General features: G+C 68.6%; 31 protein-coding genes. 9 read left to right on the top strand and 22 right to left on the bottom strand.

What is annotated here, in order from left to right; translation table 11 throughout:
- Positions 1-8: 8 nt before the first annotated feature.
- Complete coding sequence (locus tag ACR4XW_RS07555) at positions 9-1,385, bottom strand: MFS transporter (RefSeq protein ID WP_434759932.1); 1,377 nt, start codon at positions 1,383-1,385, stop codon at positions 9-11.
- Positions 1,386-1,405: 20 nt separating this feature from the next.
- Positions 1,406-2,176, bottom strand: coding sequence for an enoyl-CoA hydratase-related protein (locus ACR4XW_RS07560; protein ID WP_434759933.1), 771 nt, complete (start codon positions 2,174-2,176; stop codon positions 1,406-1,408).
- 64 nt (positions 2,177-2,240) lie between these two features.
- Between ACR4XW_RS07560 and ACR4XW_RS07565 the strand changes: the two genes are divergently transcribed.
- A complete protein-coding gene (locus ACR4XW_RS07565) occupies positions 2,241-2,498 on the top strand; it encodes a DUF3039 domain-containing protein (RefSeq protein WP_434759934.1) in 258 nt (85 codons plus the stop codon).
- Between the two features lie 56 nt (positions 2,499-2,554).
- Here the strand turns inward: ACR4XW_RS07565 and ACR4XW_RS07570 are convergent, their stop codons facing one another.
- The 7 genes from ACR4XW_RS07570 to ACR4XW_RS07600 all read right to left on the bottom strand — a co-directional run bounded on the left by ACR4XW_RS07570 (position 2,555) and on the right by ACR4XW_RS07600 (position 8,239).
- Positions 2,555-3,067, bottom strand: coding sequence for a SixA phosphatase family protein (locus tag ACR4XW_RS07570; RefSeq protein WP_434759935.1), 513 nt, complete (start codon positions 3,065-3,067; stop codon positions 2,555-2,557).
- 150 nt (positions 3,068-3,217) lie between these two features.
- The gene (gene ahcY / locus ACR4XW_RS07575) at positions 3,218-4,636 is read right to left on the bottom strand and encodes an adenosylhomocysteinase (protein ID WP_434759936.1); all 1,419 of its coding nucleotides are present in this window, start codon (positions 4,634-4,636) and stop codon (positions 3,218-3,220) included.
- A gap of 87 nt (positions 4,637-4,723) precedes the next feature.
- The gene (gene aroQ, locus ACR4XW_RS07580; protein ID WP_434759937.1) at positions 4,724-5,167 is read right to left on the bottom strand and encodes a type II 3-dehydroquinate dehydratase; all 444 of its coding nucleotides are present in this window, start codon (positions 5,165-5,167) and stop codon (positions 4,724-4,726) included.
- A 17-nt stretch (positions 5,168-5,184) separates the two neighbouring features.
- A complete protein-coding gene (locus ACR4XW_RS07585) occupies positions 5,185-6,201 on the bottom strand; it encodes an SIS domain-containing protein (RefSeq protein ID WP_434759938.1) in 1,017 nt (338 codons plus the stop codon).
- Positions 6,202-6,203: 2 nt separating this feature from the next.
- On the bottom strand, positions 6,204-6,431 hold the full coding sequence (locus ACR4XW_RS07590; protein ID WP_434759939.1) for a Trm112 family protein: 228 nt from the start codon (positions 6,429-6,431) through the stop codon (positions 6,204-6,206).
- Positions 6,432-6,481: 50 nt separating this feature from the next.
- On the bottom strand, positions 6,482-7,828 hold the full coding sequence (locus ACR4XW_RS07595) for a phosphomannomutase/phosphoglucomutase (RefSeq protein WP_434759940.1): 1,347 nt from the start codon (positions 7,826-7,828) through the stop codon (positions 6,482-6,484).
- A 39-nt stretch (positions 7,829-7,867) separates the two neighbouring features.
- Positions 7,868-8,239, bottom strand: a complete 372-nt coding sequence (locus ACR4XW_RS07600; protein WP_434759941.1) for a DUF3499 domain-containing protein — start codon at positions 8,237-8,239, stop codon at positions 7,868-7,870.
- Positions 8,240-8,568: 329 nt separating this feature from the next.
- Between ACR4XW_RS07600 and ACR4XW_RS07605 the strand changes: the two genes are divergently transcribed.
- On the top strand, positions 8,569-9,015 hold the full coding sequence (locus tag ACR4XW_RS07605) for a metallopeptidase family protein (protein WP_434759942.1): 447 nt from the start codon (positions 8,569-8,571) through the stop codon (positions 9,013-9,015).
- Between the two features lie 88 nt (positions 9,016-9,103).
- On the opposite strand, the gene ACR4XW_RS07610 is transcribed toward ACR4XW_RS07605, so the two are convergent.
- A complete protein-coding gene (locus ACR4XW_RS07610; protein ID WP_434759943.1) occupies positions 9,104-9,364 on the bottom strand; it encodes a WhiB family transcriptional regulator in 261 nt (86 codons plus the stop codon).
- Positions 9,365-9,609: 245 nt separating this feature from the next.
- A complete protein-coding gene (locus ACR4XW_RS07615; protein WP_434759944.1) occupies positions 9,610-10,761 on the bottom strand; it encodes a hypothetical protein in 1,152 nt (383 codons plus the stop codon).
- Between the two features lie 131 nt (positions 10,762-10,892).
- Here ACR4XW_RS07615 and cofD point away from each other — a divergent pair, with 131 nt between their 5' ends.
- Both cofD and cofE read left to right on the top strand, forming a co-directional pair.
- On the top strand, positions 10,893-11,876 hold the full coding sequence (gene cofD, locus ACR4XW_RS07620; protein WP_434759945.1) for a 2-phospho-L-lactate transferase: 984 nt from the start codon (positions 10,893-10,895) through the stop codon (positions 11,874-11,876).
- On the top strand, positions 11,876-12,745 hold the full coding sequence (cofE, locus tag ACR4XW_RS07625) for a coenzyme F420-0:L-glutamate ligase (RefSeq protein WP_434759946.1): 870 nt from the start codon (positions 11,876-11,878) through the stop codon (positions 12,743-12,745). Before cofD ends, cofE begins: the two co-directional genes overlap by 1 nt.
- 79 nt (positions 12,746-12,824) lie before the next feature.
- Here cofE and ACR4XW_RS07630 read toward each other — a convergent pair whose 3' ends face one another.
- The 4 genes from ACR4XW_RS07630 to ACR4XW_RS07645 all read right to left on the bottom strand — a co-directional run bounded on the left by ACR4XW_RS07630 (position 12,825) and on the right by ACR4XW_RS07645 (position 16,352).
- Positions 12,825-13,895 carry a mannose-1-phosphate guanylyltransferase gene (locus ACR4XW_RS07630; protein ID WP_434759947.1) on the bottom strand — a complete coding sequence of 357 codons (1,071 nt, stop codon included), beginning with the start codon at positions 13,893-13,895 and terminating at the stop codon, positions 12,825-12,827.
- A gap of 81 nt (positions 13,896-13,976) precedes the next feature.
- On the bottom strand, positions 13,977-14,450 hold the full coding sequence (locus tag ACR4XW_RS07635; protein WP_434759948.1) for a TetR/AcrR family transcriptional regulator: 474 nt from the start codon (positions 14,448-14,450) through the stop codon (positions 13,977-13,979).
- A gap of 178 nt (positions 14,451-14,628) precedes the next feature.
- Positions 14,629-15,315 carry a TIGR03089 family protein gene (locus ACR4XW_RS07640; protein ID WP_434759949.1) on the bottom strand — a complete coding sequence of 229 codons (687 nt, stop codon included), beginning with the start codon at positions 15,313-15,315 and terminating at the stop codon, positions 14,629-14,631.
- Positions 15,312-16,352, bottom strand: coding sequence for a glycosyltransferase family 2 protein (locus tag ACR4XW_RS07645; RefSeq protein ID WP_434759950.1), 1,041 nt, complete (start codon positions 16,350-16,352; stop codon positions 15,312-15,314). Before ACR4XW_RS07645 ends, ACR4XW_RS07640 begins: the two co-directional genes overlap by 4 nt.
- A gap of 67 nt (positions 16,353-16,419) precedes the next feature.
- On the opposite strand from ACR4XW_RS07645, the gene ACR4XW_RS07650 reads away from it, so the two are divergent.
- Together ACR4XW_RS07650 and ACR4XW_RS07655 are read left to right on the top strand one after the other, a co-directional pair.
- Complete coding sequence (locus ACR4XW_RS07650) at positions 16,420-17,733, top strand: LCP family protein (protein ID WP_434759951.1); 1,314 nt, start codon at positions 16,420-16,422, stop codon at positions 17,731-17,733.
- 77 nt (positions 17,734-17,810) lie between these two features.
- On the top strand, positions 17,811-18,983 hold the full coding sequence (locus ACR4XW_RS07655) for an acyl-CoA dehydrogenase family protein (RefSeq protein ID WP_434759952.1): 1,173 nt from the start codon (positions 17,811-17,813) through the stop codon (positions 18,981-18,983).
- Positions 18,984-19,034: 51 nt separating this feature from the next.
- On the opposite strand, the gene purE is transcribed toward ACR4XW_RS07655, so the two are convergent.
- Together purE and ACR4XW_RS07665 are read right to left on the bottom strand one after the other, a co-directional pair.
- Entirely contained in the window at positions 19,035-19,538 is a 504-nt protein-coding gene (gene purE, locus ACR4XW_RS07660; protein ID WP_434759953.1) for a 5-(carboxyamino)imidazole ribonucleotide mutase, read from the bottom strand.
- Positions 19,535-20,758, bottom strand: a complete 1,224-nt coding sequence (locus ACR4XW_RS07665; protein WP_434759954.1) for a 5-(carboxyamino)imidazole ribonucleotide synthase — start codon at positions 20,756-20,758, stop codon at positions 19,535-19,537. The genes purE and ACR4XW_RS07665 overlap by 4 nt, the downstream gene beginning before the upstream one ends.
- A 79-nt stretch (positions 20,759-20,837) precedes the next feature.
- On the opposite strand from ACR4XW_RS07665, the gene trpS reads away from it, so the two are divergent.
- Entirely contained in the window at positions 20,838-21,959 is a 1,122-nt protein-coding gene (trpS, locus tag ACR4XW_RS07670; protein ID WP_434759955.1) for a tryptophan--tRNA ligase, read from the top strand.
- 15 nt (positions 21,960-21,974) lie between these two features.
- On the opposite strand, the gene ACR4XW_RS07675 is transcribed toward trpS, so the two are convergent.
- From ACR4XW_RS07675 to ACR4XW_RS07685, 3 genes are all read right to left on the bottom strand, one after another.
- Complete coding sequence (locus ACR4XW_RS07675; RefSeq protein WP_434759956.1) at positions 21,975-22,805, bottom strand: ABC transporter permease; 831 nt, start codon at positions 22,803-22,805, stop codon at positions 21,975-21,977.
- Positions 22,802-23,611: a molybdate ABC transporter substrate-binding protein gene (modA, locus tag ACR4XW_RS07680; RefSeq protein ID WP_434759957.1), complete on the bottom strand. Its 810-nt coding sequence runs from the start codon at positions 23,609-23,611 to the stop codon at positions 22,802-22,804. Before modA ends, ACR4XW_RS07675 begins: the two co-directional genes overlap by 4 nt.
- An 83-nt stretch (positions 23,612-23,694) precedes the next feature.
- Positions 23,695-24,276, bottom strand: a complete 582-nt coding sequence (locus ACR4XW_RS07685; protein WP_434759958.1) for a sigma-70 family RNA polymerase sigma factor — start codon at positions 24,274-24,276, stop codon at positions 23,695-23,697.
- 30 nt (positions 24,277-24,306) lie between these two features.
- Here ACR4XW_RS07685 and ACR4XW_RS07690 point away from each other — a divergent pair, with 30 nt between their 5' ends.
- Complete coding sequence (locus ACR4XW_RS07690) at positions 24,307-24,663, top strand: zf-HC2 domain-containing protein (protein WP_434759959.1); 357 nt, start codon at positions 24,307-24,309, stop codon at positions 24,661-24,663.
- A gap of 28 nt (positions 24,664-24,691) precedes the next feature.
- On the opposite strand, the gene ACR4XW_RS07695 is transcribed toward ACR4XW_RS07690, so the two are convergent.
- A complete protein-coding gene (locus ACR4XW_RS07695) occupies positions 24,692-25,129 on the bottom strand; it encodes a GtrA family protein (RefSeq protein ID WP_434759960.1) in 438 nt (145 codons plus the stop codon).
- A gap of 117 nt (positions 25,130-25,246) precedes the next feature.
- On the opposite strand from ACR4XW_RS07695, the gene ACR4XW_RS07700 reads away from it, so the two are divergent.
- Positions 25,247-26,161: an NAD-dependent epimerase/dehydratase family protein gene (locus ACR4XW_RS07700; protein WP_434759961.1), complete on the top strand. Its 915-nt coding sequence runs from the start codon at positions 25,247-25,249 to the stop codon at positions 26,159-26,161.
- Positions 26,162-26,200: 39 nt separating this feature from the next.
- On the opposite strand, the gene ACR4XW_RS07705 is transcribed toward ACR4XW_RS07700, so the two are convergent.
- Positions 26,201-26,800 (bottom strand): protein-L-isoaspartate O-methyltransferase family protein, encoded by a 600-nt coding sequence (locus ACR4XW_RS07705; RefSeq protein ID WP_434759962.1) that lies wholly within the window; start codon positions 26,798-26,800, stop codon positions 26,201-26,203.
- Positions 26,801-26,806 lie beyond the last annotated feature (6 nt).

Raw genomic sequence — 26,806 nt, forward strand, 5'->3', positions numbered from 1 at the left:
CCCGGGCCTCACTCGGCCTCGTCCGGGACGGGGCCGATCCGCAGGGCCAGCAGTACCCCGAGCCCACCGACCAGGGCGAGCACCAGGAGCGGCCACCCGAAGGTGGGCGCGGTCTCGGCCCGCCCGTCGAGGGAGGCAAAGATGGTGCCGGCGATCGCCAGACACAGGCCGGCTCCGAGGTTCTCCCCGACCTGCAGGGAGGAACTGTTGCGGCCCATCTCGGCTCGACCCGACAGGTTCATCACCGCCACCGCCGAACTGGCGGTCAGCAGTCCCATCCCCACCCCGGCGATCGTCCAGGCACCGGCGGTCAGGGCGAACCACCATCCCGGGTTGAAGGCGATGGCTGCCGCCCAGCCGACCCCGAGCGCGGTCAGCACCACCCCGAGCAGGATCTTGCGGTCGCGGCGCAACCATCCCGGACGGGCCTGGGCCCAGGAGCCGACCATCCAGCCGAAGGCCCCCATCGCCAACACCAGGCCACCGACTTCGACGGGGGTGCCGCGGGTTTCCAGCAGCATCAGCGGCAGGAAGGATTCGGCGGCGAAGAAGGTGCCGGGTACCGCCATCCGCACCCAGACGATCGCGGCCAGCCCCGCGCTCAGGGTGAGGAATCCCCTGGGCATGGCCGGTGGCAGCCCGATCAGCAGCAGCACCAGCCCGCCGACACCGAGCCCGATCGCCACCGCGTCGAGGCGCTGACCGGCGAGCTGGATCATCATCGCGCCGACCGCCAGCACCAGTCCGGCCCACAACGGCACCGGACGCACCGCGGGCAAGGACGAGGCGCCGGCTTCGGGGCGGCCGATCACCCCGTCACGGGTGAGTCGGCGCAGTGGGGGTGCGCCGAGGATCACGGTCATCAGCAACAGCGGCAGCAGCCCGAGGAAGGCCCAGTGCCAACTGAACACCCGGGATACCCAGCCGGCCACCGGTGGGCCGACGAAGGCCGGTAGCACCCACATCGCCGATACCCAGGTCATCACCCGGGCTCGGCCGGGCCCGTCCCAGACCTGGGCGATCACCACATAGACCGAGACGTTCATCAGCCCGGCGCCGAGCCCCTGCACCAGCCTGCCGACCAGGAAAACTCCCATCACGGTGGCCAGGCCGGCCATCGTCAGGCCGATCGCGAAGACCGCGGTGCCGATCGCGACCGGCAGCAGCGGGCCGATCCGGTCGTTGCTGCGGCCGCCGGCGACGGTACTGAAGACCATGCCGAGCATGTACAGCGAGAAGGCCCAGGCATACCACTGCCGGTATCCGAGTTCGCCGACGACGAAGGGCATCGCGGTGGTGACCGCGTACACCTCGAAGGCGATGGACAACACGCCCACGCACAGGCCCACCAACAGGGCCGTCGAGCCGGCGTTCGTTCGGGACACGCCGCTCAGGCTAGATCACCTCAGTTGAACTTGGTGAAGTCCGGCCGGCGCTTCTCGGCGAAGGCCGCGAAGGCTTCCCGGGCCTCATCGGTGCGCAACCGTTGCCCGAAGATCTCCAGTTCTTCCTCGATCACCCGGCCGATCATCTCGGTGTCGCGCATCAGCCGCTTGGTGGCCCGCAGCGCCCCGATGGGTTGCTGTGCGAGTCGTTCGGCGACCTGCTGGGCCCGGTCGTGCAGTTCTTCGGCGGGGACGACGTGGTTGGCGACCCCGGCGGCCACCGCGTCGGCGGCGTCCAACGGTTCGGCCAGGGCGAACATCTCGAAGGCCTTGCGGTGCCCGAGCACTTCGGTGAGCAGCACCGATGAACCGGCCTCGGGTACCAGGGCCAGGTTGACGAAGGGGGTGGTCAGCGAGGCGCCCTCGGCCAGCAGGACGTAGTCGCAGTGCAGCAACATGGTGACCCCGATGCCCACCGCGCGGCCCTGGACGGCGGCCACGATCGGGCAGCTACTGGCGCCCAGTGCCCGGATGAAGCGGCCGCCGTGGGATTCCTCGATCGACCTGCCCTGCGACATCGCGGCGAAGTCGCCCAGGTCGTTGCCGGAGGTGAACATCTCACCGTTGGCCCGGATCACCAACACCCGCACCGCGCTGTCGGTTTCGGCACGCTCCACCGCATCGGCCAGCACCCGGTACATCTCGTTGCTGATCGCATTGCGTTTGTCCGGCCGGTCGAGGGTGACGGTGAGGATGCCGTTGCTCAGCTCAACGCTGATGTCGGGGGTCATGCGCCAAATGTCCTGTCTTTGCGGAAGTACTGCCCGGTCATGGGCGAAGCGTTACGATTGTGGCATGACCCAACTGAGCCCCGGCGCGGAAACGATCCTCGACGAGCGCACCGAGGAACGCCTCGACGATGGTGATCACGAACGCTTTTCGCACTATGTGCCGAAGGACAAGTTGACCGAGGCGATGGTGATGGGTACCCCGGTGATCGCGCTGTGCGGCAAGGTGTGGGTTCCCAGCCGCGACCCGCAGAAGTTTCCGGTCTGCCCCGAATGCAAGGAGATCTGGGCTTCGCTGCGGCCGGGCGAGGGGGACGACGAGTAGGTCCACTGCCCCACCGTCCACTTCACTTACCCGGGGTGGCCTTTCGGGTGACCCGCTCAGCCCCGGGGTACGTGAAAACCGAGTAGCCGGCCCTTGCCGTCGCCGGCCTCGTCCCAGCCGCCGGGTACTCCGACCACCGCCAGGGCGCTGGTGGGGAATTTCTCGCACAGGGCGCGCCAGTTCTCGTCGGTGGCGTCCGGCGTGGCGAGTAGCCCGACCACGTCCTGTACTGCGGGCCAGTGCCCGATCAGCAGCAGGGTGCGCACCTCGGCCGGGGTGTCCCGAATGACCTCCAGCAGGTCGGACCCGTCGGCGTCGTAGATCGCCTCGCTGTAATGCACCGGCTCGGCCTCCGCGCCGCCGAGCACCAGTCGCTCCAGGGTCTGCCGGGTGCGGGTGGAGGTGGAGCACAACACCAGGTCGGGTCGCAGCCCGAGGCGTTCGAACAGTTCCCCGGCGGCCTTGCCGTCGCGGCGTCCGCGGCCTGCCAGCGGACGTTCATGGTCGGGCAGGTTGTCTTTCCAGGACGACTTCGAGTGTCGCATCACGATCACTCGACGGCTCTTCACGTACTCCACAGTAGTCCAGGGACGCTCCCGGCCCGGCCCCGGTTCCCCGGGGCGCGAGCCGTTGCTTCCGGACCGTCGAACCCGAGCCGTCAGCCCAACGTCCAACCCCCGCGGTCGAGCCCAGCTCTCGAGGCCCGGCGCGCCCGCTGCTCAGTAGCGGTAGTGATCGGACTTGTAGGGACCCTCGATCGGAATGCCCAGGTACTCCGACTGCACCGGGGTCAGGGTGGTCAGCTTCACCCCGAGGGATTCCAGGTGCAGGCGGGCGACGTGTTCGTCCAGATGCTTGGGCAACAGGTGGACGCCGATCTCGTAGTCGGCATTCCACAGTTCCAACTGGGCCAGCACCTGGTTGGTGAAGGAGTTACTCATCACGAAGCTGGGGTGGCCGGTGGCATTGCCCAGGTTCAGCAGCCGTCCCTCGCTGAGCACGATCACCGCATGGCCGTCGGGGAAGTGCCACAGGTCGACCTGCGGTTTGACGTTCTCGCGGCGGATGCCCTCGATCGCGGTCAACCCGGCCATGTCGATCTCGTTGTCGAAGTGGCCGATATTGCCCACGATCGCCTGGTGCTTCATCTTCGACATGTGTTCGGCGGTGACCACATCGCGGTTGCCGGTGGCGGTGATCACGATGTCGGCCTCGCCGACCACATCGTCGAGGGTGGCGACCTGGTAACCGTCCATCGCGGCCTGAAGGGCGCAGATCGGATCGATCTCGGTGACGATCACCCGAGCGCCCTGCCCGCGCAGGGATTCGGCCGAGCCCTTGCCGACATCGCCGTAGCCGCAGATCACCGCGACCTTGCCGCCGATCAGCACATCGGTGGCCCGGTTGATGCCGTCGATCAGCGAGTGGCGGCAGCCGTACTTGTTGTCGAACTTCGACTTGGTGACCGAGTCGTTGACGTTGATCGCGGGGAACATCAGGGTGCCGCGCTGGTGCATCTCGTACAGCCGGTGCACGCCGGTGGTGGTCTCCTCGGTGACCCCGCGGATCGCGGCGCCGATGGCCTGCCAGTCGAGTTTGCCGGCCCCGATCGTCTCGGCGACCCGGTCGCAGAAGACGTGGTATTCCTCCGAGTCGTTGTCGCCGGCCTTCGGCAGCTCGCCGGTCTTGGCGGCCTCGGCGGCGGCGTGCAGCAGCATGGTGGCGTCACCGCCGTCGTCCAGGATCATCGTGGGCAACTCGTCTCCCCAGTCGAAGATCTGCTCGGTGCACCACCAGTACTCGGCCAGGCTCTCGCCCTTCCAGGCGAACACCGGCACTCCCCGGGGGTCGTCCGGGGTGCCCTTGCCGACCACGATCGCGGCGGCGGCATGGTCCTGGGTGGAGAAGATATTGCACGAGGCCCAACGCACCTCGGCGCCGAGGTCGACCAGGGTTTCGATCAGCACCGCGGTCTGCACCGTCATGTGCAACGAGCCGACGATGCGGGCCCCGGCCAGCGGCTTCTGCCCCCGGTATTGCTCCCTCATCGCCATCAGGCCGGGCATCTCGTGCTCGGCGAGGGTGATCTCGGTTCGTCCGAAGTCGGCCAGCGACAGGTCAGCCACGCGGTAATCCATGACAGGGAGCGTACAGGCCCGCACCGACCATTTTTCCCGCGACCGGGCAGCGATCGCCCGGCGCCGACGGACGGGGTTCGGGCCGGCTCAGGCCGACCGGTTCAGCACCGAGGCCAGGTGGGCCAGGGCGAGGTCGTAGCCACCCAGGCCGAGCCCGGCGATCACCCCGGTGGCTCTGCCACTGACCACCGAGTGGTGCCGGAATTCCTCGCGGGCGTGGATATTGGAGATGTGCACCTCCACCAGGGGTGCGGTGCGCATCGAGACCGCATCGGCCAGGGCGTAGGAGTAGTGCGTCCAGGCGGCCGGGTTGAGCACCACCGGCAGCGACTGGTCGGCGGCCTCATGCAGCCAGCCGATCATCTCGGCCTCGTTGTCGGTCTGGCGCACCTCGACCTCGAAGCCCAGACCGGTACCGGTCTCGACCAGATGGTCGGCCAGTTCGGCGAAGGTGGTGCTGCCGTAGATCTCCGGTTCGCGTTTGCCGAGCCGGCCCAGATTCGGCCCGTTCAACACCAGTACCTTCTGCATCGCGTCCTCCTCGTCCCTCACTGCTCGTCGGCCAGCCCCAGGCCCAGGTACAGGGCGGCGAAGCGTCCCTCCTGCAACACGGCCGCGTACCGGGCGACCGCGGACGGGGCGTCATGGTCGATCACCGCCACCCGCACATCGCGCCGGTCGGCGGCCGCCATCAGGCTGGTGCGGGCGGCCCGGTCGATCTCGTCGTCGGGCCCGTCGGCGCAGACCACCAGCACCGGACGGCGGTCTCCGGCCGGGTCGTCGAAGGGGTCGGCGAACAGGTCGCGGCCGGTGGTGGCGTTGATGATCGGCAGCAGTTCGCGGGCATCGGCGGCCAGGGCCGGACGTCCGGACTCGGCGCGCAGGGCCTCGGCAATCCGTCGGCTGGCCCGGGCGGCCAGCACCGAACCACCCCACACCAGGGGCTGGGCGTCGGCCAGGGCACAGGCCAGTTCCTTGGCCCGGTTGGCGGCCAGGTCGGCCGAGGGGGAACAGGCGATCGCGACCTGATCCACGGCGTCGGCCACCTCGGCGATGTCGACCCGCGGCCCCAGGCCGAGGTCGTGCAGGCAGGACAGCACCAGCAGCACCGCGGCCAGGGTGTCGCCGGTGTGCATCGGCAACATGGTCGTGCCGCGGGCGGCGGCGTGTTCGGCGATCAACGAGCCGGGCGGGCAGGCGACCAGCAATCGGGCCCCGCGCCGGACGGCCTCGCGCACCGTGGCGACCAGGCCCGGGTCGGAGCCGTCGGTGGCCAGCACGATCACCAGATCCAATGGGCCCACCCAGCCGGGCAGGCCGTGGCTGGGCCAGGCGACGAAGGGCACCGGGCAGGTCGGTTCCAACAGGGCACGGATCAGCCGGGCCTCGGAGCCGGCGGCCACCACCGCGCGCGGCCGGTCGTCGGCGGTCAGGTGCTGGGCAGCGGCGGCATCGGCCTCCCGGCGCAGTCGGGCACCGAGTTCGGCCAGGTGTCGCAGCGGGGCGTCGATGCGCGCCAGCCACTGCTCGTCCTCGAGGCGGGCGTCGTCGAACAACCCGGCCATGGTCAGCTCCCGGAGGTCGGCGAGTCGGCGGCGGGGGCCGGCCCGGCGGTGCCGGGGGCGCGGGCTTCGTCGATCAGCAGCACCGGAATCCGGTCCCGCACCGGGTAGGCGAGCCCGCAGTCGGCACCGGTGCAGACCAGTTCGTCGCGTTCGTGGTCGACCGCGAAGGAGGCGTGGCAGTTCGGGCAGGCCAGTACGGCCAGCAGGTCAGGGGCTAGTTCGACGGCCATGATTCCTCCCGGTCGGGGGCACTCCCCCGTTGGTCAACAGTCGTATCCAATCACGCGCGGACGATGGCCAGCACCTCGTCGCGGATCTCCACCATCCGATTGTGCTCCACGGCCTCCACATTCAGGCGCAGCAGCGGCTCGGTGTTGGACGCCCGCAGGTTGAACCGCCAATCGTCGCCGTTGACGGTGAGCCCGTCGCTGCGGTCGATGGTGCCGCGGTCACGCCACCGCTCGGCCACCTCTTCGATGGCCGCGTCGGTGTCGGCGACGGTGCTGTTCAGCTCGCCCGAAGGCTCGTAGCGCCGGAACCGGGAGAACAACTGCGACAACGGCTCGTCGCGCCCGGCCAGCATCGCGATCACGTGCAGGGCCGCGAGCATGCCGGTGTCGGCACCCCAGAAGTCGCGGAAGTAGTAGTGCGCCGAGTGCTCGCCACCGAAGATCGCCCGGTGTTCGGCCATCGCGGTCTTCACATAGGTGTGCCCGACCCGGGAGACCACGATCTGGCCGCCCATCTCCTCGACCACCTCGTGCACCGAGCGGGAACTGATCGTGTTGCACACGATCGTCGCGCCGGGTTCGCGATGCAGTTCCTGCACCGCGATCAGGGCGGTGATCGAGGACGGGTCGACCGCCTCGCCCTGCTCGTCGATGATGAAACACCGGTCGGCGTCACCGTCGAAGACCAGCCCGATGTCGGCGCCGTGCCGGCGGACGGCTTCGCGGCAGTCGCGCAGGTTCTCCGGATCCAGCGGATTGGGTGGGTGGTTCGGGAAGGTGCCGTCCAGGTCGGTGTAGAGCTCGATCAGGTCGAGATCGAGGCCGCCGAAGACCGCCGGCAGGGTGTGTCCGGCCATCCCGTTGCCGGCATCGACCACCACCCGAAGTTGGCGGCGCAGATCCAGCGGCACCAGCGACAGCATCCGGTTCGCATAGCCGGGCAGCACATCGGTCTCGGTCAGGGTTCCGGGCCGGTCGACGGTTTCACCGGCCCCGGCCATGGCCCGGCGGGCCACCTCGGCGAGCAGGTCGGGGGTGATCGGGGCGGCTTGGGCCAGGCACAGTTTCATGCCGTTGTACTGCCCGGGGTTGTGGCTGGCGGTCAGCATCACGCCGGGGACGTCGAGGTGTCCGGAGGCGAACCACAGTTGGTCGGTGCTGGCCAGACCGATGTCGATGACGTTGGCTCCGCGCGAGCGGGCACCCGAGATCACGGCTTCGGCGAGCATCGGTGAGGAGGTGCGCATGTCCCGCCCGACCACGATGGTGTCGCCGGATTCCGTGCCACGTAGGACATCGGCCCAGGCGGCGCCGATCGCGAAGGCGCCGTCGGCGTCCCAATCGTCGCCGACGACACCGCGGATGTCGTTGGCCTTGAAGATGCCGGGGTTGATCACAATCGGCCAGCGTACCCGCTGAGGGGTGGAAAGCGGGTCTCAGGCGTCCGGGTCGGTGAGGACTCTCAGATGTGCTTTACGTCCCACTTCGACCACTCCGCTGCCCGGGGCGAGGTCGGTGTGGGCGGCTCGTTCGCCATAGCTGAACCCGACTTCGCGCACCGCATTTGCCAGGGCCAGCAGGTCGTCGCCGTCGGCCACCGGGGCCTGATCGGGCATCGGCAGGCGGATGATCTCCCATCCCCGGGGGGCCGAAAGGGTGCTGCAGTGCTGTTCGCAGATGTCGTAGGTGCCCGGTTCGGTGCGCTGGGCGAGGGGACCCAGGATCGCGGTCGAATCGGCGTAGGCATAGGTCAACGTGGCGACCGCGCGCGCCGAGCAGCCCGTCCGGGAGCACTGTCTGATTGCCACGGGAGAGAAACTAATCCGCCCGGGCAGCTTTGGGTGGTAGGCGCGCCGCCGACCATCTCCGGAGGCACCCGCCGCTCGGAATCGGGTCGGCTCCACCCGGTGCCTGCTGCAACCGGCCCGTTCTTGGCCCGCCGGCGCAATATACGGCTTTGCTCCCCGAAACTAGGCTCGTTGCAGCAGCTCGGGTGTCGGAAGGGGGTGAGAGTGGGGGCAGGTCCGGCGGGGTCGACAGTGGGGCAGGTCCGGCGGGGCCGACAGCGGATGACAGGTCGGGCGGGGTGCGAGTAGGCGGAACTGCGACCGGACGGCGAGTGGGTACAGTGCGGGTCATGTCTGCGCGACGCGACCGGCACGGCCGGGGCCTGCGGGGCCCCTTGGCCCTGAGCAACCCCTATACCGCCACACCGGTGCGTCCGCCCCGGACGATCAATCACGGCGACTGGTTCGCCGAGGCGGTGGCCGGGTCGGTGAACCGAATTCGGGAGCACTGCCCCGAAGCGCTGCGCAACACCCGGGTGGGCATCGAGGATGTCCCGGTGTTGACCGATGCTTGGCGGCCCGATCGGGTTCCCCTGGCCGCGGCGGTGGAGGCCGACGAGGAGAATCCGGGTCAGGTGGTGGTGTTCCGGCGTCCGCTGGAGCGGCGGGCGGCCAGCCGCCAGGGCCTGCGCATTCTGGTGCACCGCACCATCGTGGAGCAGTTGGCGGCGTTGACCGGTCTGGATGTCACCACGATCGATCCGAGCGCCGACCCCGACGACGATGACGACGACTGACCTGCCGCATCGCCGGTAGCACTTCCACCCCGAGAACTTTCGCCCCGAAACAATGAAGCCCGGGCGGCGAATGCCTGCCCGAGCTTGATCAACCGGCCCGCTTCTTCAGCTTGCGCCGTTCTCGTTCACTCAGGCCGCCCCAGATGCCGAAGCGCTCGTCGTGCTCCAGTGCATATTCCAGGCACTGGGTGCGAACATCACACGACTGGCACACCTTCTTGGCATCTCGCGTCGATCCGCCTTTCTCCGGAAAGAACGCTTCGGGGTCGGTCTGCGCGCAGAGTGCTTCTTCTTGCCAGGCGAGGAGACCTTCATCCTCGTCGGTAAGCACCTCCCAGATGTCCTGCATATTTCCCCCTCGACCCGACGATTCAACTGAATAACACTGATGGAATTACACGCCTGTCGTTACCCGTTAGTCAAGCTCGAATGAGGTATATACGTCCAAAATCACCCAAACGGAGCCAGTGGTAGCTACCAGTTGCGAAGTTTCGGACTCTCCGGGGTGTCGCTGGACACGACGAACCCGCCGCCTCCACGAAAGATGTGAAACGACGGCGGGTTCGGTTCAGGCACTGCCCGGTTCGGCTCCGATCAGCGGTAACCGCCCTGCTGCGGATCGTTCGGGTCGATCGGCTGCCACTGGTTCTCCGGCTGCTGGTTCGACCACTGATTCTCGGGCTGGTTCGACCACTGGTTGCCGGGCTGCTGGCCGTACTGGCCGGGCTGCTGGCCGTACTGGCCGGGCTGCTGCGCCGGGTCGGTCGGAATCGGGCCGGTGTGTTCGGTCGCGCTCGGCACCGAACCCCACCCACCCTGCGGCGGCTGCTGCTGACCCAGGTAGCCCTGCTGCGGGTCCTGCTGAATCGGGCCGGTGTGCTCGGTCGCACTGGGCACCGAACCCCAACCTTGCTGGGCCTGGGCGGGATCCTGCTGGATCGGGCCGGTGTGCTCGGTGGCGCTGGGCACCGATCCCCAGTCCTGCTGAGGCTGCTGGGGCTGCTGGCCCTGGGCCGGGTCGTGCTGGATCGGACCGGTGTGCTCGGTCGCGCTCGGCGCCGACCCGGTACCCCAGCCCTGGTGCTGACCGGGCTGACCCCATTCGGTGGCCGAGGCCCCGCTGGCGGCATGGCCGGCGGTCTGCCAGGCACCACCCGAGGCCTGGTCGGGCGCCCAGGTGGGCTGCTGACCGGGCTGCTCCTGCTGGCCCGGCTGACCGGCCGGCATTCCCGACTGGCCCTGGGGGTACCCGGAGCCCACCTGGCCCGCGGCCGACCCGTACTGCTGCGGGTGCTGGTAGCTGGGAGCGGGCTTGGTGCCGAAGTAGGTCAGCATCAGCACCGCGGCGCACACCGCCGGAACGACCAGCGTGATCAGCCAATTGATCAGATAGGAGATCATATTGCCCGCGCCGTCGAACTCACTGCCCAGACCGATGAGGCCGAAGACGAAGGCCGCAAAAGCTCCGACCGCGGTCAAGATCGCGCCGATCAGGGCAATCATGCCGACTCGCGGCGACTTCGGCTCCTGGGTCGCCAACGACAGCACCAGCAACACCAGCACCACGGCGGGCACCGCGGCCACGAAGTTCCCGTAGGTGTAAGAGGCCCGAACAGCCACGCCCGGGTCGTACTCGGAGGCGCCGATGACCCGAACCAGGCCGGCCAGGATGGACAACCCAAGGGCTCCCATCATCACGAACGCGCCGACCTCGCGATATCCCTTCAACTTATCGAGCCACTGCATCTGCTCATCCCATCGTTGTCGTCCGGCCACCGTGGCGGCCACTCCGCAGTCACCCTAGCCCGGTGGGGTTCCATCGACCACATACCTCGGGCGGGTCGTGCCGAACAGCCCGGTGCGGTAAGACTGGTGGGGTGCACATTGTGATCTTGGCCGGCGGTGTCGGTGGTTCCCGATTCGTCCGCGGCGTGCGACATGCCCACCCCGAAGCCACCATCGACGTGGTCGTCAACACCGCCGATGACATCACCTTGCACGGGCTGCGGGTGTGTCCCGATCTGGACACGATGATGTACGCCCTGGGCGACGGCATCGACGCGGACCGCAAGTGGGGTCGCAGTGACGAGGGCTGGCGGATCATGGACGAGCTGCGCACCTACGGCGTGGAGCCCACCTGGTTCGCCCTCGGCGATCGTGACGTCGCCACCCACATCATCCGCACCGAGTTGATGAACGCCGGCTACCGGCTGGCCGATGTCACCGCGGCCCTGTGCCACCGCTGGTTGGGCCCGGAGTCGAAGATCCGGATTCTGCCGATGACCGAGGATCGGGTCGAGTCGCATCTGGTGGTCGACGACCCGGAGTCCGCGTCCGGACGCCGCACGATGCACTTCCAGGAGTATTGGGTGCGGCACCGGGCCGAGCCCGAGGCCCGCGAACACCTGCTGATCGGAATCCAGGAGGCGACGCCGGCACCCGGGGTGACCGAGTCGATCGCGGCCGCCGACCTGGTGTTGTTCGCCCCGTCCAACCCGGTGGTTTCGATCGGGCCGGTGCTGGCGGTACCGGGCATCCGGGCGGCGATCCGGGCGGCCAAGGCCCCGGTGCTGGGGGTGTCGGGCATCATCGGCGACTCCCCCGTGCTCGGCATGGCGCACCGGCTGCTGCCGATGGTCGGGGTCGAGGTCAGTGCCGCCGGTGTGGGTCGCCACTACGGGCATCGCTCCCGCGGCGGGCTGTTGGACGGCTGGTTGGTGCACGAAACAGACCGGGACGCCGCCGAGACGCTGACCGCCGAGGGGCTGCCGACAGTCGCCACCCCGCTGATGATGGACGACCCGGCCGAGACTGCCCGATTCCTGACCGTGGGTGAAGAACTCGTGGGCCGGCGGGCCTGATGCGGCTGGAGATCCGGGCCCCAGAGGGGCTCGGGGAGATCACCCCCGGCACCGATCTGGGCGCGCTGCTCGCCGATCTGCTGGCCGACGACCTGCGCGACGGCGACATCGTGGTGGTCACCTCGAAGATCGTCAGCAAGGCCGAGGGCCGGCTGGCCGACGAGGCCGACTACGAGCAGGTGTTCGCCGACGAGACGGTCGAGGTGGTGGCTCATCGGCCGGGGGTGCGGATCGTGCGCAACCGGCTGGGGATCACCCAGGCCGCCGCCGGGCTGGATCGCTCCAATGTCGCCGGGGGCACGGTGCTACTGCTGCCCGCCGATCCCGATGCCTCGGCCCGCGCGATCCATGCCGCACTGACCGCGCGCACCGGCCACCGGCTGGGCGTGGTGATCTCCGATACCGCCGGCCGGGCCTGGCGGGAGGGCCAGACCGACCATGCGATCGGCTCGGCGCATGTGCTCGACATCGACGACCATGCCGGACGGGTGGACGCCCACGGCAATCCGCTGGCGGTGACCGCGATCGCGGTGGCCGATGAATTGGCTGCGGCGGCCGACCTGGTGAAGGGCAAGTTGTCCGGACGCCCGGTGGCGGTGGTGCGGGGCCGGCCCGATCTGGTCACCGACGAACCGGGCGGGGTGCGCGGGTTGTACCGCGACCCGTCCCGCGATCTGTTCGCCCACGGCACCCGTGAGGCAGTGCTGTTGGCGGTGCTGCACGCGATCGGACGCGGCGAGGAGTACGGCTCGTTGGTGCTGCTCGACCACGACGAGGTGGTGCGCCGAGTCACCGAGTGGGCACCCGAGACCGAGGCCGCCGCACTGGCCCGGGTGTTGACCGCGGCCGGCTACCCGGCTGTCGACTGAACGGCGTGGCCTGATCCCTGTCGCCTGAAACCTGTCGACGGAACCCGGCCGACTCCCCGAGGAGCGGAGCCCGCCCGATTCAGGCGTAGTGGTCCCCGGCGGTTTCGGTGACCCGGGCGACGAGTTCCTTGATCCGTTCGGCCTGATCCAGCGGGCAGACCAGGGTGATTTCGTCGGTGTGCACCACCACGTGACCGCTCAATCCGACCGCGGCGACCAGGTGGCCGTCGCCGACGTGGTTCACCACCAGGTTGTCGGTGCCGTCCAGCAGTACTGCCGCACCGTCCACCGCATTGCCCGCCTCGTCGGTGGGTAGTTGGCCGGCCAGGGAGGTGAAGCCGCCGATGTCGTGCCAACTGATCGGCAGTTCGACCGCGACCATGTCGAGTTCGGTGCGGCCGTGCGAGACCGGCTCCATCACCGCGTAGTCGACGCTGACCTTGGGCAACTGAGCGAACAGCTCATCGAGCAGTTCCGGCTGCTCGGCGAGTTGGGTGACGATCCGGTGCGCATGGGGCAGCAGGGTGGCCAGGGCGGACAGGAAGTGTTCGGCCCGCCAGACGAACATGCCGGAGTTCCACCAGTACTCCCCCGAGGCCAGATAGGCCTCGGCGGTTTCCCGGTCGGGCTTCTCGCGGAACTCCCGCACCCGCTGCACCGATTCCCCCAGTACCTCGCCCTGCCACAGGTAGCCGTAGCCGGTGTGCGGATGGGTGGGCACCACCCCGAAGGTGACCAGTGCCGGCTGAGTTTCGGCGACCTCGAAGGCCCGTTGCAGGGTGGCCCGGAAAGTCTCCTCGGGTTCGATGATGTGGTCGGCGGTGACGATCGCCACGGTGGCTTCGGGGTCCTGGGCGGCCAGTACCGCGGTCGGCCAGGCCATCGCGTTCAGCGAATCGCGGCCGACGGGTTCACCGAGGATGTTCCGGGCCGGCAATTCCGGCAGTTCGGCGGCGACCTGATCGGCGAAGGCCGCGCCGGTGCACACCAGCACCCGTTCGGCGCCGACCACGTCGACCACGCGATCGAAGGCCATCCGCAACAGCGAACGGTCACCGATCAGCGGGAGCAACTGCTTGGGCGTCCCCTTGCGGGACAACGGCCACAGCCGGGTACCGGCCCCGCCTGCGACAATCACGGCATAACGCATGCCTTCGACCCTAGTGGCCGGACGAAGCCCACTGCCGCCGGCTCGTCACTTCGCGACCCGGACCGCCCCGCGAGCCGAGGCTCAGGAACTGAGGGTGACGACCTCGTTGAGGGAGCTGACCCCGAGGCTCACCTCGACGCTGGTCAGCAGACCCTCGCGCACGAAGGCGTCGGCGGGGAGTCCGCGTTGTTCGGCCACCCCGGCCATCGCCCCGAGCGCATCGCGCATGTTCTCGCGCTTGTCGGGGAAATGTCGCGCCGCGCTGAGGCAGTGCAGCAGCACCATCAGTTCATCCGGCCGCTGGTCCTTGACCGCGTCCCAGGCCGTTTCGGGCTGCTGGTGATGCTCGAGGCGATCGGTCAACTCCTGAACCACGACGGTACTCGCCCAGGTGAACGCCGCCTGCCAGGCTTGCTCCTTGCTGCCGAAGATCTGACTGATGCGCGGTTGGCTGACCGCAGCTTCAGCAGCAATGTCGTTCACCGTGGTGCCTTCGGGGCCGCGGCGGGCAAATGCGCGCACGGCGGCCATGATCAGGTCTTCACGGTAGCTCACCCGTCAATCTTAGACAGAACTAAAAGTAAACAGAGAATCGGAGGAATCCGTGTACTCAAAAGGATTTCTGGCGTATGTTGCCCCGTTTCACCCTCAGGGGTGTGGTGTATTTAAGGCCAGTGCCTGATTGCTGCCGTGGACGGAGCCCGCGGATCCCTGCCGTGGTGCGGAACCGGGCTCAGAGCCGAGCGTGTTCGTCGGCGGCGATCGCGCTCAGGCGTTCGTCGGCGGCGGTGCCTTCGACCATCACCGCCGATCCCCCGGTCAGGATCGGGGTGACCAACCCGGCCCGGACGGTCGGCCAGGGCTCGCCCGCCCTGATCAGCCGTCGGGCGGCCTCATCCGACTCGGAGGTCAGTTCGGCGAAGGTGACCGGCGGATCGACCCAGGCCTCCCCCGTCTCGTCGTCCACCGGGGGCACATGCAGGTCGGGGTAGCCGCGCACCTCGTCGGCCCAGTCCAGCACTCCGGGGCCGGTGTTACCGAGCCCGACCCCCAACGGGTGCAGGGATACCGCCCAGGCCGGCCGGCCGGCCGGATCGGCCTCGACCGCGGGACCGCCGATCACCAGTCGGGCCCGGTCGTCGTCACGGTGGCTGACCGCGGCACCCAGATGCCAGCAGGCCGCCACCAGTACCAGGGTCATCCAGTGCCCGGGACGTTCGGCCGCCAGGGGAATCGCGACCAGGTCACCGTCCTCGATATCGGCCTCCTCGGCCAGGAGGTGGCCGGTCTTGTCGACCCAGTTGCCGAAGGTGGTGGCCGACAGTTCGACCCTGGCTCCGGTGTCCAGGTCGTACCAGGTCAGCAGCGGTGCGCTCGCGTCGTGGCGCAGCCGCTCCTCGAAACGGCGGTGGTAGCTCATCGTCGACTCAACCCCACCAGAAAGCCCAGACCCCATGACAGGTGCATCACGACCAGCACCGCCGGCAGCAGCGCGCGCACCTTCGGTGGCAGCGGTCGGCGCAGGGAGGCCGCCCCGGCAACGACGACGGTGCCGTAGACCAGCGGGGCCAGGAAACCCAGCATCAGCAGTACCGAGAAGAAGCCGCGTCGTCCGGCGGCCCGGCGCATCAGCCCGGCGAGGCCGGCCGTGCTGCCGACCCCCAGTCCGAGCACGGTCATCGGCGGGGCCAGGTAGCGCAGGGACGCGGTTTCGGGATGGCGGCGCACCACCTCGCGGCGCCAGCGTCCGGTGTTGTAGAACTGCTTGGCCAACGAGACCCAGGTCGAGCGGGGCCGGTAGGTGACCCGCAGTTCGGGTGAGAACCAGATCTGCTCCCCGGCCCGGCGCAGTCGGTAGTTCAGTTCCCAGTCCTGGGCGCGGTGCATGGTTTCGTCGAATCCGCCGACCTTGGCCAGGGCGTCGCGGCGGAAGGTGCCGAGATAGACGGTGTCGGCCGGGCCCTCGTGGCTGGTGGCCAGATGGAAGGCCCCACCGCCCAGTCCGAGCCGGCTGGTGTAGGCGGTGGCGACCGCCCGCTCGAAGGTGCTGTCGCCCTGGGCGTCCATGAAGCCGCCGACATTGGCCGCCCCGGTCTCCTCGATCAGTTCCACCGCGGTGGTGATGTAGCCGGGGGTGAGCTCGCCGTGCCCGTCGACCCGCACGATGATGTCGTGGCGGGCCACCTCGATCGCCCGGTTCAACCCGGCCGGGGTCCAGCCGTCCGGGTTGTCCACGATCCGCACCCGCGGGTCGGCGGCGGCCAGTTCCTCGGCGATCCGGTGGGTCCGGTCCTTGCTGGGCCCGATCGACACGATGAGTTCGAGCTCCCCGGGATACTCCTGGTCGAGCACCCGCGCCACCGCCGCCGACAGGTGCCGTTCCTCATTGCGCACCGGCATCACCACGCTCACCGGTGGATAGCTGAGGCGGTCGGCGGATGCGGGTGCGGTGGTCATGGGTCCATCCTGCCAACCTCGTCACAAATGGCGTCGGCGGCTTCGCCTGTCGGTTACCGTTGCTCTTATGGCCCCTTCCCGCAGCGACCTCGATTGGTTGTATCGGCGCGACGAAAACGATGACGACGCCACCCGCCAGATGCCGCCGGCCGACGACACCCCGGCGGCGGTCAACCCACCCCAGCGTGGCCGTCAGTCGTTCGTCGAAGAACCGGCGGCCGAGGACCCGCGTCGCCGGCAGTCCTACCTCGAGGATCCTGCACAGACCCGGATGCAGCCTCCGGTCGCCGAACCCGAACCCGAGCCGCAACGTCCGGTGCGCCCCACTGCGGCACCCGGGGGTCGTGGCAGTGGCCGCCCGCCCGGGCCGCCGCCCACCCGGCCCGAGCCGTCCCGGCCGCGCAAGCGTCGTCGGCGCCGCCCGGTACGGAGTTTCTTCCTGATCCTGTTGGTGCTGATCCTGGCCCTGGGCGGGTACCTGATCGGGGTGCCGATGGTCGCCTGGAACAGTGCGACCAAGATCGAGGCGATGCCCACCGGTGAGCGCCCCGGTGACCAGCCCGGCACCACCTACCTGTTGGTCGGCTCCGATTCCCGCGAAGGGCTCACCCCCGAGGAACAGCGCCGGTTGGGTACCGGCCGGACCGAGGGCCAACGCACCGACACGATGATGTTGCTGTTCGTGCCGCGCACCGGAAAGCCCGCACTGATCTCCCTGCCGCGCGACCTCTACGTGCCGATCCCGGGGCAGGGCGAGAACAAGTTGAACGCGGCCTATTCCTTCGGTGGCCCGCAACTACTGGTGCAAACCGTGGAACAGAGCACCGGGGTGCGCATCGACAAGTACATCGAGGTCGGCTTCGGTGGCTTCGTCAATGTGATCGACGCCCTGGGCGGCATCGAGATGTGCCTGGACGAACCGATCCAGGACCGCGACTCGCACCTGGATCTACCGGCGGGTTGTCAGCAGATGGACGGACCGACCGCGCTCGGGTACGTGCGGATGCGCAAGGCCGATCCGCGCGGCGATCTGGGCCGGGTCGAGCGGCAGCGGGAGATGTTGTCGCAGATCGCGAAGAAGTCGGCGAACCCGATGAACGTGCTCATTCCGACCCGGTACTGGAACCTCTCCAAGGCGGGTGCGTCCTCGTTGTCGGTGGACCGCAAAACCGGCGCGACCGATGCCGGACGGATGGCGAAGGCCTTCCTCGATGTGTCCCGCGGCAGCGGCCTGACCCTGACCGTTCCGATCGCCGACCCCAACTACTCGACCAATGCCGGTTCGGCGGTGTTGTGGGACGAGGCCGGGGCCAAGGAGATGTTCGGCAAGATTGCCTCGGGCAGCACCGAGGGTTTGGAGAAATTCGCCGGCAAACCATGAGTGGGACAGATTTCCCATCACAACCCAAATAGTGGTACATCTACCCGCCGCCGTTGCCGATCAGTAGCCTGTGGCTCATGAGCGATTTCGATGACGTCTACCGTCCGACTGAGGAACACGAGGCCTTCCGGGCAGCGATCCGTGAGGTGGCGGAGGCGAAGATCGCCCCGCACGCCGCCGAAGCCGATGCGACCGCAACCTTCCCGCAGGCGAGTTACGACGCCCTGCGTGCCACTGATTTCCACGCCCCGCACATCCCGGAACGCTTCGGCGGTGTTGGCGCCGATGCGCTGGCCACGGTGATCGTGATCGAGGAAATTGCTCGGGCCTGCGCGTCCTCGTCGCTGATTCCGGCGGTGAACAAGCTGGGCACTTTGCCGCTGATGCTGGGGGCAAGTGATGAACTCCTCGAGCGCTATCTGACCCCCGTCGCCTCGGGTGAGTCGATGTTCTCGTACTGCCTGTCCGAACCCGAGGCCGGCTCCGATGTGGCCTCGATGACCACCCGCGCGGTGGCCGACGGCGACGAGTTCGTGATCAACGGTGTGAAGCGCTGGATCACCAACGCCGGCGAGTCCGACTACTACACCGTCTTCGCCGTCACCGATCCGGAGAAGCGCAGCCGCGGCATCTCCGCCTTCGTGGTCGAGAAGGCCGACGAGGGTGTTTCCTTCGGTGCGCCCGAGAAGAAGCTCGGTATCAAGGGCTCGCCCACCCGTGAGGTCTACTTCGACAATGTCCGCATCCCGGCCTCCCGGATGATCGGCGAGGAGGGCACCGGCTTCGGCCTGGCGATGAAGACCCTCGACCACACCCGTGTGACCATCGCCGCCCAGGCGCTCGGTATCGCCCAGGGTGCGCTCGACTACGCGCTGGGTTACGTCCAGGAGCGCAAGCAGTTCGGCAAGTCGATCAGCGACTTCCAGGGCATCCAGTTCATGCTCGCCGACATGGGCATGCAGATCGAGGCGGCCCGCCAGCTCACCTACGCCGCCGCGGCCCGTTCGGAGCGCACCGACGCCGACCTGACCTACTTCGGTGCGGCGGCCAAGTGCTTCGCCTCCGATGTGGCGATGCAGGTCACCACCGACGCGGTGCAGTTGTTGGGTGGCTACGGCTACACCCAGGACTACCCCTGCGAGCGGATGATGCGCGACGCCAAGATCACCCAGATCTACGAGGGCACCAACCAGGTACAGCGGATCGTGATGAGCCGTCAGTTGATCGGCGGATTGCCGGCGAACCGCTGAGCCACCCCACCGGGCCGGGGCCACGGGGCGTCGCCCCCCAGTCGCGAGCGATCAGTCGCGATTGCGGACGCGTTCGCCCTTGGCCTCGGCCTGTTTTCTCAGGTCCTCCTGAAAATCGGTCATCCGGGTGATCAGGGCTTCGTCGGCCACCGCCAAAATGCGGGCGGCCAGCAACCCGGCATTGCGGGCATTGCCCACCGCGACGGTGGCCACCGGCACCCCGGCCGGCATCTGGACGATCGACAGCAGCGAGTCCAGCCCGTCCAGATATTTCAACGGCACCGGCACCCCGATCACCGGCAGCGGGGTGAGGGCCGCGAGCATGCCCGGCAGATGCGCGGCACCACCGGCGCCGGCGATGATCACCCGAAGCCCGCGGGTGTGGGCGTTGCGGCCGTAGTCGACCATCGCCTCGGGCATCCGGTGGGCCGAGACCACATCGGCCTCGTAGCCGATCCCGAACTCGTCCAGGGCGGTGGCGGCGGCCTCCATCACCGGCCAGTCGGAGTCCGACCCCATCACGATGCCCACCAGGGGCTGCGCGGCATTGCTCATCGGTTCTCTCCGTCCGTCCGGGGCTGGTCGGCCCAGCCCTCCTCACCCATCAAATAGCCCGCGGCGTGCCGGGCCCGGCCCAGGGTTTGGGCCAGGTCGTCACCGAAGGCCGTCACATGGCCGACCTTGCGTCCCGGGCGCACGTCCTTGCCGTAGAACTGCACCCGCAGTTGCCGGTCGCGGGCGAAACAGTGCAACAGGGCGGCGGGCAGGTCGGCCACCGCCCCGCCCAGCACGTTGCGCATCACCGTCCACCGGGCCCGGGTCGCCGGATCTCCCAACGGCAGGTCGAGCACCGCCCGCACATGGTTCTCGAACTGGGAGGTGTGTGCCCCGTCGATCGACCAGTGCCCGGTGTTGTGCGGGCGCATCGCCAGTTCGTTCACCACCACGGTGCCGTCGCGTCGCTGCATCAACTCGACGGCCAGGATGCCGACCGTCCCAAGTTCGTGGGCGATCTTCAACGCCAACTGTTGCGCGCCGGTGGCCTGTTCCTCGGTCAACCCGGGGGCCGGGGTGGTCGATTCGACGCAGATGCCGTTCTCCTGCACGGTCTCCGAGATCGGATACGCCACGGCCTGGCCCGATGGGGAGCGCACCACCAGCGCGGACAGTTCGCGGGTGAAGTCGACGAACTCCTCGGCCACGATCCGCACACCCTCGGACGAGATCACCCCACCCTCCACGGTGGTGCGTCCGGCCAGGGCCGCGAAGGGTTCATCGGCCTCTTCGGCCGAATCCAGCTTCCACACCCCCTTGCCGTCGTAGCCGCCGCGGGAGGTCTTGGCGATGATCGGCCAGCCGACCCGGTCACCGAAGGCGGCCAGTTCGCGCGCATCGGCGACCACCTCGTGCTCGGGGCAGGGGGCACCCAGCTTCGACAGCCGGGCGCGCATCACGGCCTTGTCCTGGGCGTGGATCAGCGCCGCCGGGCCGGGTCGCACCGCGATGCCGTCGGCTTCGAGGGCCTCCAGGATGTCGATCGGAACATGTTCGTGGTCGAAGGTGATGGCATCGCATTCGCGGGCGAATTCCCGCACCGTGTCCAGGTCGGTGTAGTCGCCGACGGTGACCCGATGGGCCACCTGGGCGGCCGAGGTTTTCGGGCCCTCGGCCAGCACTCGCACCTCGATGCCGAGGCCGATGGCCGCGGCATAGGTCATGCGGGCCAATTGCCCGCCGCCGATGATTCCCACCACATAGGGGCGTACGTCCGTCACGGTGAGCCAGCCTATCGGGTCGGCCCGGGTGGATCGTCGGTAAACGCCCCACGCACGGCCGGTACCGGAAGTGGTAGGAATGGTGATCGTGACCGAGCGCGAGACCACCACTGCCAACGACCCCGCTGCCGCGGAGACCGATACCGCCACCTTCGACGGCACCCACCCGGGCCTGATCGCCGATCTCGACCGAGTACTGGCCGACCCGTCCGGGTACCGGGTGTTGACCGGTGACCGGCCGACCGGCGCGCTGCACATCGGCCATTACCTGGGCACGCTCAAGGGTCGCGTCGAGTTGCAGAATCAGGGCATCGAGACCTGGCTGGTGGTCGCCGATTACCAGGTGATCACCGACCGCACCGACCCGGGCGATCTGCGGCGCAATGTGTTCGACATTCTCGCCGACTACCTGGCGGTGGGGATCGACCCGGCTCGCACCACGATCTTCACCCACTCTTCGGTGCCGGCGCTGAACCAGTTGCTGCTGCCCTTCCTGTCGCTGGTGAGCCTGCCGGAGTTGCAGCGCAACCCGACGGTGAAGGACGAGTTGGCGAACTCGAAGCTGGACGTGCTGAACGGTCTGTTGCTGACCTACCCGGTGCATCAGGCCGCCGACATTCTGTTCTGCCACGGCAACCTGGTGCCGGTGGGCCGCGATCAGTTGCCGCACCTGGAACAGACCCGGGTGGTGGCGCGCCGGTTCAACGACCGGTACGCCGATGGGCGCCGGGTGTTGCCCGAGCCGCAGGCGCTGTTGTCGGCCGCGCCCTATGTGATGGGCCTGGACGGCAAGAAGATGTCGAAGAGCCGTGGCAACACCATCGCCCTGTCGCACTCGGCCGATGAAACCGCGAAGCTGCTCAAGAAGGCCGTCACCGACGCCGACCGCAACATCACCTACGACCCGGACAACCGTCCGGAGGTGTCGAACCTGGTGATGGTCGGTGCCTTGATGAGTGGTCAGGAGCCGGAGGCCTTCGCCGCCGCGATCGGCGATGCCGGTGGCAAGGCATTGAAGGATGCGGTGACCGAGGCGATCAACGAGCACCTGCGCCCGATTCGGGAGCGCCGGGCCGAGCTCGCCGCCGACCCGGCCCACCTGGCCGCGGTGCTGGCCGAGGGTAATGAGCGGGCCAATGCCAAGGCCGATCAGACCCTGGCCGAAGTGCAGGAAGCGATCGGGATGGTCTACACCGCCTGACCTTGCCTCGGGGCGTCAACCGGCGTTCAGGTCGCGGCGGCCGCCGAGCAGGCCGACCACGAGCAGCACCACGATGCTGACCATCAGCAGCACGAAGGACAACCCGACCGCCAGGGCGAGGTTCGATTCGAAGCCGATGAAGATCGCCAGCGGCATGGTTTGGGTGACCCCTTCGCGGTTGCCGGCGAAGAAAAGCGTGGCGCCGAACTCCCCCAGGGCCCGGGCCCAGGCGAGCACCACCCCGCTGAGGATCGCCCGCCGGGCGATCGGCACCATGATGTGCCAGAACAGGGCGAGCTCGGAAGCCTTGTCGACCCGGGCGGCTTCGCGCACGTGCGGGTCGACCTCCTCCAGGCCCAGCCGGGCGGCGCGGACGAAGAACGGCCCGGCGACGAAGACCTGCGAGATCACCACCGCGGTGGTGCTGAAGGGCAGCGAGATACCCAACTCGGCCAGGGGTGCACCGACCACTCCGGTGCGGCCGAAGACCTCCAGCAGGGCGATCCCGGCCACCATCGGGGGCAACACGATCGGCAGGTCGATCAGCAGGGTGACCAGCGAGCGTCCCGGGAACTGCCACCGGGACAGCACATAGGCCAGCGGCAAACCGGTCACCACGATCACCACCATGGCGATGGCAGTGGTGACCAACGACAACCGCACCGCGGCGTGCACCTGCGGATCACTCAGGTATGTGCCCAGGTCACCGGCGATCGCGACCCAGATCAACCCGAGGATCGGCACGCCGAGCAGGCCGACCAGCAGCACCGCCGGGGGGAGAAACCAGAAGGCATCTCGCGCCCGGGGCTGCCCGGTCGGCCTGCGGCCGGCGCGGACCAGGCTCAAGACGTCGGCTCGGTGTAACCGACCTCGACCATCCGCTCCTTACCGGCGCCCTCGGTCATGAACTCGATGAACTGCTTCGCGGCTTCGGTGTTCTTGCCGGCGGTGACCGGGGCGATCATCAGCGACTGTTCGGTGTTCACCTCATCGGGGAAATCGACCGCGGTGGCCTCGGAGTCCTTCGGGATGTCGGTGCGGAAGACGATGCCGGCGTCGGCCTCACCGAGCTGCACCTTCTGCACGATCGGCTGCACGCCCAATTCCCGCGAGACGGTGTTGGACATCAGCTTGTCGGTGAAACCCGGCTGGGAGGTTTCGATCTTCTCGAGGGTCTTCGAGGTGGCCATCCAGATCGGCAGGCTCTCGTCGGCGAGCAGCACCTTCACCCCGGGACGGGCCAGGTCGGTGTACTGCGACACATTGCCCGGGTTGCCCGGGGCCACCACCACGACCAGGCTGGTGTTGGCCAGCGGCTGCACCCCGTCGGGGTCGACCAGGTTCTCCTCCGCGGCGGTCTTCATGTCGCGGGGGTTGGCCGCGATCCAGACGTCCGGGGTCGCACCCTTGGCGAGTTGTTCGCGCTGGATCGGGGTGTGGCCGGCTTCGAAGGTGACCTTGCCCAGCCCGGCCTCCTCGTAGGCGGCGGCCAGCGACTTGGTGTGTCCGGCCAGCGCGCCCGGCGAGAAGACGATGACCTCATTGTCGTCACCGCCTTGTTGTTCGGCGGGTTCGGCAGGGCCCGCGCAGGCGGCCAGCGGCAGCACGACGAGTGCCGCGACAGCGGCCAGCAGGGAACGACGGTTACGCATGGGGAAACAACTCCTGGATCGATGAACTCATTCCAAGGAGTCGTGGCCGGTGCCCGGGAAGTTCCCGTGACCTTGCCCACATCTCAGCCGGCGATGCGCTCCCGATCGGTCAGCGCGGCGACCACGTCGGACCATTGTTCGATCAACTCGGCCCGGGCTCGGGCCACGCGGGAACGGATCGTGCCGACCGCCACCCCGGCGATCGAGGCCGCCTCGGCGTAGCTCAGCCCGAAGACCTGGGTCAGCACCAGGGCTTCGCGTCGTTCCCGGTCGAGGGAGTCGAGCATCTGCTCGATCTCGACCCGGGCGGAGGCATCGGGCACGGCCAAGCGTTCGGCGGCGGCCGGGGAGACCTGCTGGGGACGGGAGGCTTCGCGGCGGAACCGGTCCACCGCGGTGCGGCGGGCGATGGTCAGCAGCCATGCCCGGGCACTGGATTCACCGCGGTAGCCGGGCAGGGCGTCCATCGCCCGCAGGTAGGTCTCCTGGGTGAGGTCGTCGGCGGCGTCGCGCCCGGCCAGATGGGCCAGGAATCGCCAGACATCGTCCTGGGTGAGCCGGATGAACTCCCCCAGGGCCGGACGGTCCCCCGCCCGGGCCTGCAGCGCATAGGCGGTCACCCGGGCGTCGACGACCGTGCGGTCGGATGGGTGACGAGGCGGCATGAGGCCGAGGTTAGCGGTTAACATCGGCCCATGACGGCACCCTGTCCTGATGCGGAACGCTGCCCTGATGCGGAACGCTGCCCCGATGCGGAACGCTGCCCCGATGCGGAACGCTGGCGCGATGCGCTGTCGGCGCGCCTCGACGGCGAGCCGTGTGCGTTCTCCGACGCCGAACTCGACCGACACCTGCTCGAGTGTCCTGCCTGCGCGGCCTGGTACGAGGATTCGCGCCGGGTGAGCTGTCACCTGCAGGCCTCGGCGCTGACCGGGCCGGACCTGAGCCGACAGTTGATCGGGGCGACCGAGGCACACATCTGTGGTTGTCACCACGGTGAACCCTGTGAGTGCACCGATTGTCAGTGCGTCGATTGCACCTGCATGCGCTGAACCGCTGTCGCCGGCCGGGTGTGTCGGGTCAGTCCTTGCCGAAGATGATCGCGCGCTGCACCACGAAGTTGGTCACCGTGGCCACGCCCTGGGCGATCACGAAACCGACCACCTGGGCGATCAGCCGGTTGCTGATATCGAGCAGCACCGGGTACACGACCGCGAAGAGCCCCACCTGGACGGCGAAGGTGATCAGGTACAGGGCCATCACCGCGACGAATCGCTTGGCGGAGCCCGCGGCCCTGAAGGTATAGCGCCGGTTCAGCAGATAGGCGGTGATCGTGCCGGCCACCCAGCTCAGGGCCTTGGCCGGGGTGTGGCCGAGCCCGGCCGACATCAGGATCACCAGCAGCCCGAAGTCGACCACGGCCGAGACCGCGCCCACCAGGACGAAACTGGTCAGTTGGCGCTTGAGCGGTACCCGGCCCGGGGACGAGTTCAGCGCAGGCGCCTGGTCGGTGGGCATACCTCATGGTGACACAGCGGCCACAACCTTCACCGAACGGAACCGCGCGCTCATCGCCGGCGCGAAACAAGTATCGTCCGAACCTCACGCGAACGTTCGCAAGGTGAGGATGGGCCCATGAAGGTACTTGTAGTCGGCGGATCGGGCATGATCGGGGCCAGCACGGCCCGATACCTGAAGGATCAGGGGGCCGATGTCACCGTCGGGGTGCGATCGGCACTGCCCGAGGAGTCACCGGTGGCCGATCTGCCGGTACTGATCGGTGACTACATGGCCGGCACCTACCACGCCGAGATGCTGTCCCCCTTCGACGCGATCGTGTTCGCCGCCGGCCAGGATGTGCGGCACAAGCCCGCCGACGTCGATGACGACGAGTTCTGGAAGTCGGCCCAGATCGAGGGCGTCCCGCGCTTCGCCGAACTGGCCAAACAAGCCGGGGTGCGTCGGTTCGTCCAGGTCGGCAGCTACTACCACATGGTCTTGCCCGATCTGGCCGAGACGAACGCCTACGTCGCCGCCCGCAAGGCCGCCGATGACGGGGCCCGGGCGCTGGCCGACGAGTCGTTCAATGTCTCGACGGTGAACCCGCCGTCGATCATCGGCGTGATCCCGGGGGTACCGGCCAAGCGGTTCCGTCGGCTGGTCTCCTGGGCCGCCGGCAAGGAGTCGCAGATTCCCGACACCGCCCCGCCGGGTGGCACCAACTACATGACGGTGCGTTCGCTGGCCGAGGCGATCTGGGGTGCCCTCAACCATGCCGAACCGGGCCGGGCCTACCTGGTCGGTGACCGGAACCTGACCTATCAGCAGTACTTCCAGATGCTCGTCGACGCCGCCGGCGGCGATCGCACCATCACCACCGTCGACGAGGAACACCGCTTCCTGCCCGACGTGGGCATCGTGCACGGACGCGGCACCGTACTCAGCTACGAGCCGCCGGCCGAGGACGTCGCAGCCCTGGGCTACACCCGTAACGATGTCGAGCGTGGCATCGATGAGGTGGTCTCGATCGTCAAGCCACTGATCGACTGATACCGCTCCGACTCGGCCAACACTCGACCGAGAGCGGGCTCAGTCCGGCACGATCAGCGGGACGAAGGCGTAGTGGCCGATGTACTCGACCTGCGGTTCGTCGGCCGTGCGTCGCACCCGGCACATCCGTCCGGCGACCGGCACGACCAGCACCCCGCCGGGGGCCAGTTGGTCGATCAATTCCTGCGGTAGCCGCTCGGCCATCGCCGAGACCAGAATCCGGTCGTAGGGTCCTTCCTCCGGGGCCCCCAGCACTCCCGGACGGGCCGGTTCCAAGCGCGCCCAGTCCCGTCCGTGGCAGGCGAGGTTCTGCGCTCCCCAGGTGGCCAGGTCGGGCACCAGTTCCACCCCGAGGACGAATCCGTCCGGGCCGGTCAGTTCGGCCAGGATCGCGGTGGTCCACCCCGAGCCGGCACCGACGTCCAGCACCCGGGCACCCTCGGGCACCTCGAGCAGTTCCAACATGTTCGCCACCGTGGACGGTTGGGAGTTGGTCTGGCCGCCGAACAGTGGCAACGGGCGATCCTCGCCGGCATGGCGGCGCTGCCCCTCGGTGAGATGCTGCTCCCGCGGGGTGGCGGACATCGCGGCCCGCACCCGCTGCCGGTGATCGTGCTGCTGGTGCTGCTGGGGGGTCATGGACGT

This window comes from Pseudenemella bisphenolivorans, assembly GCF_051133435.1.
In the GTDB taxonomy this organism is placed as follows: domain Bacteria; phylum Actinomycetota; class Actinomycetes; order Propionibacteriales; family Propionibacteriaceae; genus JAAYAO01.

Excerpts from the sequence above, each read along its gene's own strand:
- ACR4XW_RS07560 (WP_434759933.1), bottom strand. The coding sequence starts at position 2,176 with ATGACCCCCGACATCAGCGTTGAGCTGAGCAACGGCATCCTCACCGTC.
- ACR4XW_RS07565 (WP_434759934.1), top strand. The coding sequence starts at position 2,241 with ATGACCCAACTGAGCCCCGGCGCGGAAACGATCCTCGACGAGCGCACC.
- ahcY (WP_434759936.1), bottom strand. The coding sequence starts at position 4,636 with ATGGATTACCGCGTGGCTGACCTGTCGCTGGCCGACTTCGGACGAACC.
- aroQ (WP_434759937.1), bottom strand. The coding sequence starts at position 5,167 with ATGCAGAAGGTACTGGTGTTGAACGGGCCGAATCTGGGCCGGCTCGGC.
- ACR4XW_RS07585 (WP_434759938.1), bottom strand. The coding sequence starts at position 6,201 with ATGGCCGGGTTGTTCGACGACGCCCGCCTCGAGGACGAGCAGTGGCTG.
- ACR4XW_RS07590 (WP_434759939.1), bottom strand. The coding sequence starts at position 6,431 with ATGGCCGTCGAACTAGCCCCTGACCTGCTGGCCGTACTGGCCTGCCCG.
- ACR4XW_RS07605 (WP_434759942.1), top strand. The coding sequence starts at position 8,569 with ATGTCTGCGCGACGCGACCGGCACGGCCGGGGCCTGCGGGGCCCCTTG.
- ACR4XW_RS07610 (WP_434759943.1), bottom strand. The coding sequence starts at position 9,364 with ATGCAGGACATCTGGGAGGTGCTTACCGACGAGGATGAAGGTCTCCTC.
- ACR4XW_RS07615 (WP_434759944.1), bottom strand. The coding sequence starts at position 10,761 with ATGCAGTGGCTCGATAAGTTGAAGGGATATCGCGAGGTCGGCGCGTTC.
- cofE (WP_434759946.1), top strand. The coding sequence starts at position 11,876 with ATGCGGCTGGAGATCCGGGCCCCAGAGGGGCTCGGGGAGATCACCCCC.
- ACR4XW_RS07630 (WP_434759947.1), bottom strand. The coding sequence starts at position 13,895 with ATGCGTTATGCCGTGATTGTCGCAGGCGGGGCCGGTACCCGGCTGTGG.
- ACR4XW_RS07640 (WP_434759949.1), bottom strand. The coding sequence starts at position 15,315 with ATGAGCTACCACCGCCGTTTCGAGGAGCGGCTGCGCCACGACGCGAGC.
- ACR4XW_RS07645 (WP_434759950.1), bottom strand. The coding sequence starts at position 16,352 with ATGACCACCGCACCCGCATCCGCCGACCGCCTCAGCTATCCACCGGTG.
- ACR4XW_RS07650 (WP_434759951.1), top strand. The coding sequence starts at position 16,420 with ATGGCCCCTTCCCGCAGCGACCTCGATTGGTTGTATCGGCGCGACGAA.
- ACR4XW_RS07655 (WP_434759952.1), top strand. The coding sequence starts at position 17,811 with ATGAGCGATTTCGATGACGTCTACCGTCCGACTGAGGAACACGAGGCC.
- purE (WP_434759953.1), bottom strand. The coding sequence starts at position 19,538 with ATGAGCAATGCCGCGCAGCCCCTGGTGGGCATCGTGATGGGGTCGGAC.
- trpS (WP_434759955.1), top strand. The coding sequence starts at position 20,838 with ATGGTGATCGTGACCGAGCGCGAGACCACCACTGCCAACGACCCCGCT.
- modA (WP_434759957.1), bottom strand. The coding sequence starts at position 23,611 with ATGCGTAACCGTCGTTCCCTGCTGGCCGCTGTCGCGGCACTCGTCGTG.
- ACR4XW_RS07685 (WP_434759958.1), bottom strand. The coding sequence starts at position 24,276 with ATGCCGCCTCGTCACCCATCCGACCGCACGGTCGTCGACGCCCGGGTG.
- ACR4XW_RS07690 (WP_434759959.1), top strand. The coding sequence starts at position 24,307 with ATGACGGCACCCTGTCCTGATGCGGAACGCTGCCCTGATGCGGAACGC.
- ACR4XW_RS07695 (WP_434759960.1), bottom strand. The coding sequence starts at position 25,129 with ATGCCCACCGACCAGGCGCCTGCGCTGAACTCGTCCCCGGGCCGGGTA.
- ACR4XW_RS07700 (WP_434759961.1), top strand. The coding sequence starts at position 25,247 with ATGAAGGTACTTGTAGTCGGCGGATCGGGCATGATCGGGGCCAGCACG.
- ACR4XW_RS07705 (WP_434759962.1), bottom strand. The coding sequence starts at position 26,800 with ATGACCCCCCAGCAGCACCAGCAGCACGATCACCGGCAGCGGGTGCGG.